The organism is Streptomyces sp. NPDC002835 (assembly GCF_053591995.1).
Genome location: NZ_JBSFUW010000012.1, coordinates 203,722 through 217,135 on the forward strand (window position 1 = coordinate 203,722; position 13,414 = coordinate 217,135).

General features: G+C 70.1%; 11 protein-coding genes. 8 read left to right on the forward strand and 3 right to left on the reverse strand.

The features are described from left to right. Positions 1-127: 127 nt before the first annotated feature. Positions 128-304: a hypothetical protein gene (locus ACWD01_RS16315; protein ID WP_451162231.1), complete on the reverse strand. Its 177-nt coding sequence runs from the start codon at positions 302-304 to the stop codon at positions 128-130. Positions 305-911: 607 nt separating this feature from the next. Between ACWD01_RS16315 and ACWD01_RS16320 the strand changes: the two genes are divergently transcribed. The 8 genes from ACWD01_RS16320 (at position 912) to ACWD01_RS16355 (ending at position 11,476) form a co-directional block, all read left to right on the forward strand. Then, positions 912-4,580, forward strand: a complete 3,669-nt coding sequence (locus tag ACWD01_RS16320; protein WP_451162233.1) for a nitrate- and nitrite sensing domain-containing protein — start codon at positions 912-914, stop codon at positions 4,578-4,580. An 8-nt stretch (positions 4,581-4,588) separates the two neighbouring features. Next, the gene (locus tag ACWD01_RS16325) at positions 4,589-5,002 is read left to right on the forward strand and encodes a roadblock/LC7 domain-containing protein (RefSeq protein ID WP_005311457.1); all 414 of its coding nucleotides are present in this window, start codon (positions 4,589-4,591) and stop codon (positions 5,000-5,002) included. Between the two features lie 135 nt (positions 5,003-5,137). Then, complete coding sequence (locus tag ACWD01_RS16330) at positions 5,138-5,542, forward strand: DUF742 domain-containing protein (RefSeq protein ID WP_005311458.1); 405 nt, start codon at positions 5,138-5,140, stop codon at positions 5,540-5,542. Continuing rightward, complete coding sequence (locus ACWD01_RS16335; protein WP_137993156.1) at positions 5,523-6,104, forward strand: GTP-binding protein; 582 nt, start codon at positions 5,523-5,525, stop codon at positions 6,102-6,104. Before ACWD01_RS16330 ends, ACWD01_RS16335 begins: the two co-directional genes overlap by 20 nt. A 351-nt stretch (positions 6,105-6,455) precedes the next feature. Further along, positions 6,456-9,752 carry a nitrate- and nitrite sensing domain-containing protein gene (locus tag ACWD01_RS16340; RefSeq protein WP_451162235.1) on the forward strand — a complete coding sequence of 1,099 codons (3,297 nt, stop codon included), beginning with the start codon at positions 6,456-6,458 and terminating at the stop codon, positions 9,750-9,752. Positions 9,753-9,762: 10 nt separating this feature from the next. Beyond that, positions 9,763-10,176 carry a roadblock/LC7 domain-containing protein gene (locus ACWD01_RS16345; protein WP_005311461.1) on the forward strand — a complete coding sequence of 138 codons (414 nt, stop codon included), beginning with the start codon at positions 9,763-9,765 and terminating at the stop codon, positions 10,174-10,176. A 120-nt stretch (positions 10,177-10,296) separates the two neighbouring features. Next, positions 10,297-10,914, forward strand: a complete 618-nt coding sequence (locus tag ACWD01_RS16350) for a DUF742 domain-containing protein (protein WP_451162237.1) — start codon at positions 10,297-10,299, stop codon at positions 10,912-10,914. After that, complete coding sequence (locus ACWD01_RS16355; RefSeq protein ID WP_050791473.1) at positions 10,895-11,476, forward strand: GTP-binding protein; 582 nt, start codon at positions 10,895-10,897, stop codon at positions 11,474-11,476. The genes ACWD01_RS16350 and ACWD01_RS16355 overlap by 20 nt, the downstream gene beginning before the upstream one ends. Positions 11,477-11,901: 425 nt before the next feature. On the opposite strand, the gene ACWD01_RS16360 is transcribed toward ACWD01_RS16355, so the two are convergent. Continuing rightward, positions 11,902-12,111: an acyl-CoA carboxylase subunit epsilon gene (locus tag ACWD01_RS16360; protein WP_451162240.1), complete on the reverse strand. Its 210-nt coding sequence runs from the start codon at positions 12,109-12,111 to the stop codon at positions 11,902-11,904. 26 nt (positions 12,112-12,137) lie between these two features. Next, a partial coding sequence (locus tag ACWD01_RS16365; protein ID WP_451162242.1) for an acyl-CoA carboxylase subunit beta occupies positions 12,138-13,414 on the reverse strand: 1,277 nt, incomplete at its 5' end.

Here is a 13,414-nt window from a genome sequence, read left to right on the forward strand (position 1 = left end):
TCGCGAGGTACGTGGGGGCACCTCCCGGACGGAGTCTGGGAGAGATCGAGCACGATCGACCGTCAGCAGTCGCACAGCGCGCCCCGGTGGGGGTGCCCCCGGCGAAGCCAGGGGGAGAACCGAGCCCCTAATGAGAAACAGGCGCGTCCATGAGGATGGTGCGGCGGGGGTTCGCGGTCTGGGTGGGAAGATCGAGTGAGTGCTCCGGCTGCTCCGGCGTCTGGAGTTCTTCCGCGTTCTCGAGGTGCGCGAGGGTGGTGCGCCGGGGGTTGGCTATGTTGCGGAACATCGTCGTCGTCTTCATGTGTGGTGTCTGACCTTGTCGGGTGCGGCGCCGCGGGAGCAGCGCGGTTGACGGAGTGTCCAGCCTTGTAAAGCGTCAGGCTAAACACCAAATTCCCGTCGAAAGCCTGGAAGACTCAACGATCATCGTGTGAGTTTCCTCACCACAGGCCGGGCAATCCCGGCAATCCGGACTCCCGATCTTCGACCCGGAATCGGGCATTACGCACCTGAAGCCACCATTCCGCTCCTGATCATCGCGACTGGGACACCCCCCACCCCTAAGCGACTCGTAGCGTAAAGTCCGGTTTCTCCGAGAACGGCTTCTACGACTTGTGACCCACTGCTTACACGGTGTCATCCAGGTCACAGCCCGGTACGGGGCCCTTGTTGGAGATCCTGCACTGTGCTGGAATTCCACGGACCGCCGCAGGTTTCAGAGCCGGCGCGCATGGGCGCAACGCAGCGCCGAGTTGCGGCGGGAAAGGGGGAGCAGCGCCGGTCAATCACGACCACCATGGGGCTCGATCCAATGCCCCAAGACGCCGACACCGTCCCGCCGTACAAGCGGAGGGACGCCTGGTCCAGAGGTTGCGACGCTAGTGCAGGGACGTTTCAAGAGGGATGGCATGGGGCGTCCCCAGGCCCACCAGGGCCAAGGGGAAGCTGCATCAGAACAGGAGCCGCGCGGCGGGACCGACCGCGGCGCCTCACCCCAGCACACCCACAACCAGGGACCCACCGCGCCCGGTGACGGCGGTGAACGCTCAGGCCGCACCGGCGCCCGGGCGTCCGGCGGCAAGACGTCCGGTGCGAAGGCGCCCTCCGACACGGCGGGCTCCCCCACCCCGCCGAAGGGCCCCACGGACACCGGTTCGCGAATAGCGCTGCGCAACTGGCGCATCAGCACGCGACTGGTGTCGCTGCTGACGCTGCCGGTCGTCGCGGCGACCACGCTGGGTGGACTCCGTATCAACGAGTCCATGGACGACATGAAGCAGCTGGATCACATGCAGCTGCTCACCAAGATGACGACGGAAGCGACCGAGCTGGCGCACGCGCTCCAGCAGGAGCGCGACCTGTCCGCCGGTCCGCTGGTCAACGGCGCCGTCGAGACCGACTTCAAGGTCTCCGGCCCGCGCACCCAGACCGACCGCGCCCGCAAGGCGTTCCTCGACGCCACCCGCTCGATCCCGAACAAGGACGACGATCAGGCGCTGGAGTCGATCCGCGCCAACGCCAACCAGATCGCGGTCCAGGTCAACAACCTGAAGAACATCAGGAGCAGCGCCTACAAGGGGACGATCCCGAAGTCCCAGACGGTGGAGAGCTACAGCCGTCTGATCGAGTCGCTGCTGAGCCTCTCCGCGGACATGGCGCAGGCCACCAGCAACCCGGAGATGATCAAGCGGACCCGCGCGCTCGCGGCCTTCTCGTCGGCCAAGGAGTACGCGTCGATCCAGCGGGCGATCATCGCCGCGGCCCTGCCCGGCGGGGCCAGTGACTCGAAGGCGCCCACGCTCTCCGAGAACGACCGCCTCTACGGCCAGGCGGCCCTCGAGAACGGCGAGGCGGAGCTCAGGACCTTCGGCTCCATCTACGAGGCCATCGGCGGCGACTCCCAGGAGCTGATGGCTCCGCTGGAGAACGAGAACCCGACGATCACCGCGGCCGAGCAGTACGCGAAGCGGGTCCTGAACACGGAGGGCGCTCTGAAGGAGCTGCCCGATCGTTCCCACCTGGACTGGACCGACGACTACTCGGTCCGCATCAACGCGATGAAGACCATCGAGCAGACGCTGCTCGGCCAGATGGAGTCCGAGGCGCGCAAGCTGCGTGAGGCGTCCCAGCAGGACGCGATCATCAACGGTGCGCTGATCCTCATCGTTCTCGGTGTGTCGCTCGTCGGCGCGTTCGTCGTGGCCCGCTCCATGATCCGCTCGCTGCGGCGGCTGCAGGACACGGCGACCAAGGTCGCCCAGGACCGGCTGCCCGAGCTGGTCAAGCAGCTCTCGGAGTCCGACCCGCAGGACGTCGACACCTCCGTCGAGTCCGTCGGCGTCCACTCGCGCGACGAGATCGGCAAGGTGGCCGCGGCCTTCGACGACGTGCACCGTGAGGCGGTCCGTCTCGCCGCGGAGCAGGCGCTGCTGCGAGGCAACGTCAACGCGATGTTCACCAACCTCTCGCGCCGCAGCCAGGGTCTTATCCAGCGCCAGCTCTCGCTCATCTCCGAGCTGGAGTCGCGCGAGGCCGACCCGGACCAGCTGTCCTCGCTGTTCAAGCTCGACCACCTCGCGACCCGTATGCGCCGGAACGGCGAGAACCTTCTCGTCCTCGCCGGTGAGGAGCCGGGCCGTCGCTGGACGCGCCCCGTGCCGCTGGTCGACGTGCTCCGTGCCGCCGCCTCCGAGGTGGAGCAGTACGAGCGCATCGAGCTGGCCTCGGTGCCCGCCACCGAGGTCGCGGGCCGCGTCGTCAACGACCTCGTGCACCTGCTGGCCGAGCTGCTGGAGAACGCGACGTCGTTCTCCTCGCCGCAGACCAAGGTCCGCGTCACCGGTCACGCGCTGCCCGACGGCCGTGTCCTGGTCGAGATCCACGACACGGGCATCGGCCTCTCCCCGGAGGACCTCGCCGCGATCAACGAGCGGCTCGCGTCCCCGCCCACCGTGGACGTGTCGGTCTCGCGCCGCATGGGTCTGTTCGTGGTCGGCCGCCTGTCGCTGCGGCACGGCATCCGTATCCAGCTGCGTCCGTCCGACTCCGGTGGCACGACCGCGCTGGTCATGCTTCCCGTCGATGTCGCACACGGCGGCAAGAAGGCTCCGGCGAAGCCCGGTGCGGGCGGCCAGGGTGCCGCCCCGCCGGTCGGCGGCGGTACCCCGGCCGGTCTGCCCGGCCGTCCCGGCGCCGCCGGCGGCGGCCGCCCGGGTCTCGGCGGTGGCAACGGCGGCCAGCCCGGCGGTGCCCCCTCCGGCTCGGGCAGTGCGCCCGGCGGTCTGCTCGGCGCCGGTGCGCCGCGCGGTCAGGTGGGTGCCGGTTCGGCGCCTCGTGCCGCGCTGCCCGCCCGCGACGGCGCGGGACGCCCCGTCCAGGCCCAGCAGGGCCAGAACCCGCAGGGACCGGGCCAGTACGGCCAGGGCCGGCCCCCGCAGGGCCAGGGTCAGGGCCGGCACAGCCAGGGCTCGCCGCAGGACCCTTCGCGTCAGGGCGGCAACCTCTTCGGCGCCGGCCCCGCGCAGGGCGGCGCCCCGGCCCGTAACGAGGCCCCGCAGAACGGCTTCCAGAAGAGCGGCCCCGCCGGGGGCGACCGTGACCGGCAGCTGCCGGCGCTCGGTGGTCCGCGCGCGGAGCTGCCCGGTGGGCCGAGTGCCCCGCGGCGCGACGTGCCCGTCCCGCCGCGCCCGCAGACGACGAGCTGGGGCAGCGACCAGGGGTCGCAGCGGCAGCGCCCGTCCGCGGACATGCCGCGCGGTCACGAGGACCACGACAGCGGCCACGGCCCCGGCTCGACGGCCGAGTTCGCGCGGCCCGACTTCAACGCCCCTCCGCCGCGGGCCGACCGTCCGGCCGCGCCGGGGCAGTTCGTACGCCCCGACGTGTACGGCGGTCCGAACCCGGCCGGTCCCGGTCAATACGACCGTCAGGACGCGCAGGACCCGGCGTCCACGGCCCAGTTCGACCGTCCCGGCCTCGGGGCGCCGCAGCCGCCCGCTCCGCAGCGGCGGGACGAGTCCAGCTTCGCGCCGCCGCGTCCGGCGGCCGGGCTGCCCGCTCCGCACCAGCCGGAGGCGCTGCCGCCGGCCGGTCCGGGTGACGGCCGTACCCCGCTGTACGACACACTGGAGACCAACTGGTTCCGTGGTCCGCAGGGGGGCGAACGGCCCGCCGAGCCGCCGCAGGCGCCCCAGGCGCCGGCCGAGCGTCCCGCTCAGCCGATGCCGCAGCGCAGTCCCGCGCCGAACCCGGGGAACCCGGCAGGCGCTTCCCACGCGAGCGGTGCCTGGCGCTCCTCGCCCAATGACGAGTTGGTACGTCAGGCCGAGCGGGTCAAAAAGCCCGCGGCCGGCGGCGTCACCACCTCCGGTCTGCCCCGGCGGGTCCCCCGCGCCAACCTTGTGGCGGGAACCGCTCAGGAGCAGAACCACCAGGCCGGTCCGCAGGTCTCGCGTGCGCCCGATGACGTGCGCGGTCGGCTGACCAATCTCCGCCGAGGTATCCAGCAAGGCCGTCAGCAGAACAGCTCGACGACCGGAAGCTTCGACCTCGGCCCCTCTCACCAGCAGGAGCTTTAGTGAGCCCGATGAGCCAGGCGGCGCAGAATCTGAACTGGTTGATCACCAACTTCGTGGACAACACCCCAGGGGTGTCGCACACGGTGGTGGTCTCCGCCGACGGTCTTCTGCTGGCGATGTCCGAAGGTTTCCCGCGCGACCGCGCCGATCAGCTGGCGGCCGTGGCCTCCGGTCTGACCTCGCTGACCGCGGGGGCGTCCCGGATCTTCGAGGGCGGTCCGGTGAGCCAGACCGTCGTCGAGATGGAACGGGGCTTCCTGTTCCTGATGTCCGTGTCCGACGGGTCCTCGCTGGCCGTGCTCGCGCACCCGGACTGCGACATCGGCCTCGTGGGCTACGAGATGGCTCTCCTGGTCGACCGCGCGGGCAGCGTCCTCACGCCGGACCTGCGCGCCGAGCTCCAGGGAAGCCTGCTCCACTGATCCCCGAGCGCGAGCCGTACCCCACGCAACGGCTCGCCGTCCGCCACCGCACCGTCCCAGCACGGCCGCCCACGGCCCCCCACCGGCCCAACCAGACGGCACAGCCGACCACTTGCTGTCACGCCCGGAGGATTCATGACCCCGCCACCCGCCTCTCACGATCCGTACGGCACGTCGGTAGACGCGTACGGGGACGAGGGCGACCAGCCGCTGGTGCGTCCGTACGCCATGACCGGCGGACGGACCCGGCCGCGCTACCAGCTCGCCATAGAGGCGCTGGTCAGCACCACGGCCGACCCGGCTCTGCTCGCCGGGTTGCTTCCAGAGCACCAGCGGATCTGCCATCTGTGCCGGGAGGTCAAGTCCGTCGCCGAGATCTCGGCGCTGCTGTCGATGCCGCTCGGTGTCGCGCGGATCCTCGTCGCGGACCTGGCGGAGGCCGGCATGGTGGCCATTCACCAGCCGGGCAACGGAGAGGCCGGCGGAACGCCGGATGTGACACTGCTCGAAAGGGTGCTCAGTGGACTTCGCAAGCTCTAGCGGCGGTGCTGCCCGCTCAACCACCAGCGCGAAGATCGTGGTGGCGGGCGGCTTCGGCGTGGGCAAGACCACGTTCGTCGGCGCCGTCTCGGAGATCAACCCGCTGCGTACCGAAGCCGTCATGACCTCCGCCTCCGCGGGCATCGACGACCTCACCCACACCGGCGACAAGACGACCACCACCGTCGCCATGGACTTCGGCCGCATCACGCTCGACCAGGACCTCATCCTCTACCTGTTCGGCACCCCCGGACAGGACCGCTTCTGGTTCATGTGGGACGACCTCGTCCGCGGCGCCATCGGCGCCGTCGTCCTCGTCGACACCCGACGCCTCGCCGACTGCTTCCCCGCAGTCGACTACTTCGAAAACTCAGGACTCCCCTTCGTCATCGCCCTCAACGGCTTCGACGGACACCAGCCCTACAACCCCGAAGAAGTCCGCGAAGCACTCCAGATCGGACCCGACGCCCCCATCATCACCACCGACGCACGCCACCGCGCCGACGCCAAGAGCGCCCTCATCACCCTCGTCGAACACGCACTCATGGCCCGGCTCAAGTAGTTTGGCCAAGTAGACAGCGCAATACGGCGGTTGTCGTAGTTGACGCTGGGGCGGGCTGTGTCTTTTGACACGGCCCGCCTCCGTGTTCATAACATTTCGACAGAGAATTCCGGCGCAATGGACACCCGCCGCACACGCGCGGTACCACTGCGCTCACTTGAGCCTCGCCTTTTGACGGGGCTCGTTCTTTATGCCCGTTTTATGAGGGGCATGGGCCACTCGGAATCACTCATTCCGAGTGTTTGGATTGGAGCCGCTCGACGTGCTGGAATTCCTCGAACTGCCGAGTAGTACGGCTCTGAACGAAACACGGCACAGCGTAGGTGCCGACGCCGAGAGGTTGTTGGTCGAGTGAGGCGAAGCAATACGAGCTCCGCAGAGCAACAGGCACGGGGCAACTTCACCCCGCCGCCGCGCACCGTGGCGTCGCCTGCGGACGCGGTGGGAGCTTCCGGCACGTCCCCGGCCGTCGGCGGTTCCAGCGGTGAGTCAAGCCGTCTGTCCCCGCGCAACTGGCGGGTGCCCACCCGACTGAACGCGATCCTCCTCATACCCGTGATCGTCGGGCTGATGATGGGCGGCTTCCAGGTCAAGCAGTCGATCGACACCTGGAGCGAGGCGCAGGACGCGGAGAAGACGGCGCTGATCGTGCGCGCCGCCGCCGAGTACGGCCAGGCCCTCCTCAACGAGCGCGACCTGACCGCCCAGCCCCTGCTGCTGGCCACCAGCGAGGACGACCGCCAGGCCTCGGCCGTCACGGACGCCTACAAGAACACCGACGCGGCCCGGGTCAAGTTCGACGAGGCCATCGAGGACATGCCCGACGGGCAGGGCCTCGAGCGTCGTCTCCAGCTGTTCAAGCAGGAGGAGCCGAAGCTCGCCGATCTGCGCAAGGCGGCCTACACCAAGGCCCTCGACCCGGTGAAGACCGAAGAGGGCTACGTCCAGATCCAGCACGTGCTGATGGAGTTCGCCAACGAGCTCGGCCTCGGCACCGGCAACGTCACCAGCTACGGCCGTACCGTCTACGCGGTCCAGCTCGCCAAGGCCGCCGCCTCGCTCCAGCGCTCGATCGGTATGCACCTGCTGCTGCGGCCGAGCAAGGACGAGAAGGTCCTCGAGAAGCAGACGATCGCCTTCAACTCGTACAACTACCTCGAGCAGATCGCGATCGGCGAGTACGTCTCCGGCGGTACGGAGGCCGACACCGAGCGGCTCAAGGAAGTCATGACGGGCAAGGCCACCGAGGGCGGCAAGCGGCTGGCGGCCGCCGGCCTGAACCCGCCCAAGGGCGCCGACGGCTCCGTCTTCACCGGCATGGCGACCGCGATCGGCTCCGGCACGGCCCCCGAGAAGCTGGCGGAGCGGGACGTCACCCCCGAGACCTGGATGGGCGCCGCCACCGCGAAGTTCGACGGCTACACGGAGATCGAGAACGATCTCGTGGACCGGGCCGTGACAGAGGCCGCCCAGATCTCCGACGACGCCCGCAACGACGCCATCACCACCGGCGCCATCGTCGTCGTCGCGCTGCTCGCCGCCTTCATCCTGGCCGGCCTCATGGCCCGCCAGATGAGCCGCTCGATGCGCCAGCTGCGCACCGCCGCCTTCAGCATCGCCGAGCAGCGGCTGCCGATGCTCGTCGACCAGCTCTCCCGCACCGAGCCGGGCCGGGTCGACACCCGTGTCCAGCCCATCCCGATCAACACCCAGGACGAGATCGGCGAGGTCGCCCGCGCCTTCGACCAGGTGCACCGCGAGGCCGTCCGGCTCGCCGCCGAGCAGGCCATGCTCCGGGGCAACGTCAACGCGATCTTCACCAACCTGTCCCAGCGCAACCAGTCGCTGATCGAGGGCCAGCTGACCCTGATCACCGACCTGGAGAACAACGAGGCCGACCCGGACCAGCTGGAGAACCTTTTCAAGCTGGACCACCTGGCGACCCGTATGCGCCGCAACGGCGAGAACCTCCTCATCCTCGCCGGCGAGGAGCCCGGCCGCCGCTGGAACCAACCGGTGCCGCTGGTCGACGTGCTGCGCGCCGCCTCCTCCGAGGTGGAGTCCTACGAGCGCATCGAGCTCACCGGCGTACCGGAGACCGAGATCCACGGCCAGGCCGTGACCGACCTCGTGCACCTGCTCGCCGAGCTGCTGGAGAACGCCACCACGTTCTCCTCGCCGCAGACCAAGGTCCGCGTCACCGCGACCCGGCTGCCCGACGGCCGCGTGATGGTCGAGATCCACGACAAGGGCATCGGCCTCACCGCCGAGGACTTCGCGGACATCAACCACAAGCTGGCCAACCCGCCGACCGTGGACGCCGCGGTCTCCCAGCGCATGGGCCTGTTCGTGGTCGGCCGGCTGGCCGACCGGCACGGCATCCGCGTCCAGCTGCGCCCCTCCGGCGAACAGGCCGGCACCACCTCGCTGGTCATGCTCCCCGACGCCATCACCCACGGTGGCGGTGGCGAGGCGCTGCCCGAGGACGACTTCACGGTCTCGCAGATCATCCCGGAGCAGCAGGCGTACGAGCCGCCGACCTTCGAGGCGGCCCCGATGCGCACGGCGGCGGAGCTCGGCTTCGACGACTCGCGCTACGAGCAGCCCTCAGAGGACGCCTCGCAGCTCGACCCCGTGGGCCGCTCCCTGATGCGCGAGGAGCGCCGTGCGGCCCTGGAGGCCCAGGCACAGGGCGGCGAGCGGCCGCTGTACCGGGACGAGACGTCCTACGACCGGCAGGAGTCCCCGCAGCAGCCGCAGCAGGAGTACGGCTCCGGGTACGGCCAGGGCTACGCGCAGGACCAGCAGCCGGGGTACGACCAGAACCAGCAGCCGGGGTACGACCAGTACCAGGGCGGCTACCAGGAGGCGTACCCGCCGGCAGCCGGCGGCTACCCGGAGCACAGCGGCGGCCAGGACGGCCAGAGCGCATATGCGGAAGCCACATACCAGGAGCCGCAGAGCACCGAGCCGCAGTACGACGGCCAGTACAACACCCAGTCCCAGCAGGGAGGGTGGCCCGATCAGAGCAACTATCAGGACACGTACGAGCCGGAGTACCGGACCGAAGCGGAATCTTCGCCCGGCGCTCCCGCGAACGGCTCGGAACGCGTAGGCTTCGACCGTCCGGGACCGTCTCCGAGCAGCAGTCACGCGCTGACGGATGCGGGCCTCCCGCGGCGTGGCAGCAGCCAGGCGCCGTCGGCACAGCAGTCGCAGCAGCAGCCTCAGCAGTCGCAGTGGCAGCAGCAGGCCCCCGAGCCGGCTCCGTCCGCGGAGCAGAACGGGCAGGCCGCGGAAGGCAGCGGCGGCGACGCGGGCGGCCTCGGCGGCGGCGACGCGGGCTCCGAGCCCGACTCCTGGCGTTCGGCGAACGACGAGCGCTGGCAGCGGGCGGAGAAGCTCCGCGACCCGAAGGCGGGCGGGGTCACCTCGTCCGGTCTTCCCCGGCGGGTGCCCAAGGCCAACCTGATCGAGGGCACGGCCGAGCAGACCCCGCAGGGCGGCCCACAGGTCTCCCGTGCCCCTGAGGACGTGCGCGGCAGGTTGAGCAACCTGCGGCGCGGTGTCCAGCAGGGACGCAGCGCGGGAACGGACACGAACGGACCGGGCCGCGGCCCGGGCAGTACCTACAACCAGGAGCGTTAGTGTGAGCCCGATGAGCCAGGCGGCGCAGAATCTGAACTGGTTGATCACCAACTTCGTGGACAACACCCCCGGGGTGTCCCACACCGTGGTGGTCTCCGCCGACGGACTCCTGCTGGCGATGTCCGAAGGTTTCCCGCGCGACCGCGCCGATCAGCTGGCGGCCGTGGCCTCCGGTCTGACCTCGCTGACCGCGGGAGCGTCCCGGATCTTCGAAGGCGGCGCCGTCAATCAGACGGTGGTGGAGATGGAGCGCGGCTTCCTCTTCATCATGTCCATCTCCGACGGCTCCTCGCTGGCCGTCCTGGCCCACCCCGAGGCCGACATCGGCCTCGTGGGCTACGAGATGGCCCTCCTGGTCGACCGTGCCGGCAGCGTCCTCACCCCGGACCTGCGCGCGGAGCTCCAGGGAAGCCTGCTCAACTGAGCACTCGTGCTTCTTGATCAGTAGACAGACAGTGCGTTTCACGCCACCGCACCGCTAAGGTGCGGTGGCGCGGGCTCCACAGGGACAGGAACCGGCGGCAGGCAGTCGGAGGAGGAAATCGTGGCAACACCCCCAGGCGGGCGCCCTTACGAGGGCGGTCATCAGCCGTACGGTGAGCGCACAGACAACGGCTTCAACTTTCCTCCGGCACCCGGCAGAGGCGGCTCCCAGCAGCCCTACCAGCAGCCGCAGTCGCCGTACCAGCCGTCCTACGACCCCTCGTACGGTCAGCAGCAGCCGGGGCCGCAGGGCCCCGGCGGACAGCACAGGAACCGGCCGGGCGCGCCGCGGCGGGCCCAGGAGTCCTCCAACGCGTCGTCCGGCGGTTCCGGCCGGCACAACCCGCTGGTCCGTCCGTACGCCATGACCGGCGGCCGGACCCGGCCGCGATACCAGCTCGCCATCGAGGCGCTGGTCAGTACGACGGCCGATCCGTCAAGGCTGCAGGGGCAGTTGCCCGAGCACCAGCGGATCTGCCGGCTGTGTTTCGAGATCAAGTCGGTGGCTGAGATCTCGGCACTTCTCTCCATCCCCCTCGGCGTTGCCCGGATCCTCGTCGCCGACCTGGCGGAGGCCGGACTTGTCGCCATTCATCAGCCCGGCGGCGACGAGTCCGCCGGCGGCCAGCCAGATGTGACACTGCTCGAAAGGGTGCTCAGTGGACTTCGCAAGCTCTAGCGGCGGTGCTGCCCGCTCAACCACCAGCGCGAAGATCGTGGTGGCGGGCGGCTTCGGCGTGGGCAAGACCACGTTCGTCGGCGCCGTCTCGGAGATCAACCCGCTGCGTACCGAAGCCGTCATGACCTCCGCCTCCGCGGGCATCGACGACCTCACCCACACCGGCGACAAGACGACCACCACCGTCGCCATGGACTTCGGCCGCATCACGCTCGACCAGGACCTCATCCTCTACCTGTTCGGCACCCCCGGACAGGACCGCTTCTGGTTCATGTGGGACGACCTCGTCCGCGGCGCCATCGGCGCCGTCGTCCTCGTCGACACCCGACGCCTCGCCGACTGCTTCCCCGCAGTCGACTACTTCGAAAACTCAGGACTCCCCTTCGTCATCGCCCTCAACGGCTTCGACGGACACCAGCCCTACAACCCCGAAGAAGTCCGCGAAGCCCTCCAGATCGGACCCGACACCCCGATCATCACCACCGACGCACGCCACCGCGCCGACGCCAAGAGCGCCCTCATCACCCTCGTCGAACACGCACTCATGGCCCGCCTGCGGTAGCCGACGGGGTTCCCTGTCCCCCCTGGCGACGCGGCCCCCGTGGGCTCCCCTGTGGAGCCCACGGGGGCTTTCCGTTGCCCTGGGGGCGGGCGTGTGGTCCGGGGCCGCGCTGTTTCGGGGCCGCTGCGCGGGCTTGTTCCCCTCACCGCCCCTTCCCGCAACCCGGGGGCTCTGCCCCCGGACCCCCGCGCCTCAAACGCCGGCGGGGCTGTATTTCGCTGCGCGAAATCAGCCCGTCCGGCGATTGAGGACACCGCGCGAAGCGCGGTACCGGGTCCGGGCGGAGCCTGGTTACGGGAAGGGGCGGGGAGGGGACAAGTCCACCGCAGGCGCGAACGCGGGCGCGCAGAGCGGGGGTTGGCGGGGCGCCCGCATGCGTGAGGCCCCGCACACGGTCGTGTGCGGGGCCTCACGGGGTCGGGGCGTCAGCCCTGCCAGCTGTGGGAGGGCTGGAAGCCGCGCTGGCGCTCCAGGCGGCGCCAGCCGGCCGTGGTGCGGCCGCGGTGGGCCGGGGCCGTGTCGGGCCGGGCGGCCGCGCGGGCCATCAGGACCGCGGTGATGGCGGCCAGTTCCTCGGGATCGGCCTGGCCCTTCTCGACGCGGAGGAGGGAGGAGGGGTCGGTAGGAGTGCTCATGGTCGGGCTCCAGTCCAGTCGCAGGGTTACTGCGGGGGGTTGCCGTGCTTGCGGGACGGCAGGTCGGCGTGCTTGGTGCGCAGCATCGCCAGCGAGGCGATGAGGACCGACCGGGTCTCGGCCGGGTCGATGACGTCGTCGACCAGGCCGCGCTCCGCGGCGTAGTACGGGTGCATGAGTTCGGCCTTGTACTCCTTGACCATGCGCGTGCGCATCGCGTCGGGGTCCTCGGCGTCGGCGATCTGGCGGCGGAAGATGACGTTCGCCGCGCCCTCCGCGCCCATGACCGCGATCTCGTTCGTCGGCCAGGCGTAGGTGAGGTCCGCACCGATGGACTGGGAGTCCATGACGATGTAGGCGCCGCCGTACGCCTTGCGCAGGATCAGCGAGATACGGGGGACGGTGGCGTTGCAGTACGCGTACAGGAGCTTGGCGCCGTGGCGGATGATGCCGCCGTGCTCCTGGTCGACGCCGGGCAGGAAGCCGGGCACGTCGAGCAGGGTGAGGATCGGGATGTTGAACGCGTCGCACATCTGCACGAAGCGGGCGGCCTTCTCGGACGCCTCGATGTCGAGCACGCCGGCGAGGGACTGCGGCTGGTTGGCGACGATGCCGACGACCTGGCCGTCGAGGCGGGCGAAGGCGCAGATGATGTTGCGGGCCCAGCGCTCGTGGACCTCGAGGTACTCGCCGTCGTCGACGAGCTCCTCGATCACCTTGGCCATGTCGTAGGGCCGGTTGCCGTCGGCGGGGACCAGGTCGAGCAGCACGTCCGAGCGGCGGTCCGCCGGGTCGTCACAGGAGACCGTGGGCGGGTTCTCGCGGTTGTTCGAGGGGAGCATCGACAGGAGGAAGCGGACCTCCGCGATGCAGGTCTCCTCGTCGTCGTACGCGAAGTGCGCCACACCGCTCGTCTCGGCGTGTACGTCGGCGCCGCCCAGGCCGTTCTGGGTGATCTCCTCGCCGGTGACCGCCTTGACCACGTCCGGACCGGTGATGAACATCTGCGACGTCTCACGGACCATGAACACGAAGTCCGTGAGCGCGGGGCTGTAGGCCGCGCCGCCCGCGCACGGGCCCAGCATCACGCTGATCTGCGGGATCACACCCGAAGCCCGGGTGTTGCGCTGGAAGATCCCGCCGTAACCGGCCAGCGCGCTGACGCCCTCCTGGATCCGGGCGCCCGCACCGTCGTTCAGCGACACCAACGGCGCACCCGCCGCGATCGCCATGTCCATGATCTTGTGGATCTTGGTGGCGTGCGCCTCGCCCAGCGCACCGCCGAAGATCCGGAAGTCGTGCG

Bases quoted from the DNA above. Each gene is read 5' to 3' on its own strand.
- ACWD01_RS16315 (WP_451162231.1), bottom strand. From the start codon at position 304: ATGAAGACGACGACGATGTTCCGCAACATAGCCAACCCCCGGCGCACC.
- ACWD01_RS16320 (WP_451162233.1), top strand. From the start codon at position 912: ATGGGGCGTCCCCAGGCCCACCAGGGCCAAGGGGAAGCTGCATCAGAA.
- ACWD01_RS16325 (WP_005311457.1), top strand. From the start codon at position 4,589: ATGAGCCAGGCGGCGCAGAATCTGAACTGGTTGATCACCAACTTCGTG.
- ACWD01_RS16330 (WP_005311458.1), top strand. From the start codon at position 5,138: ATGACCCCGCCACCCGCCTCTCACGATCCGTACGGCACGTCGGTAGAC.
- ACWD01_RS16345 (WP_005311461.1), top strand. From the start codon at position 9,763: ATGAGCCAGGCGGCGCAGAATCTGAACTGGTTGATCACCAACTTCGTG.
- ACWD01_RS16360 (WP_451162240.1), bottom strand. From the start codon at position 12,111: ATGAGCACTCCTACCGACCCCTCCTCCCTCCTCCGCGTCGAGAAGGGC.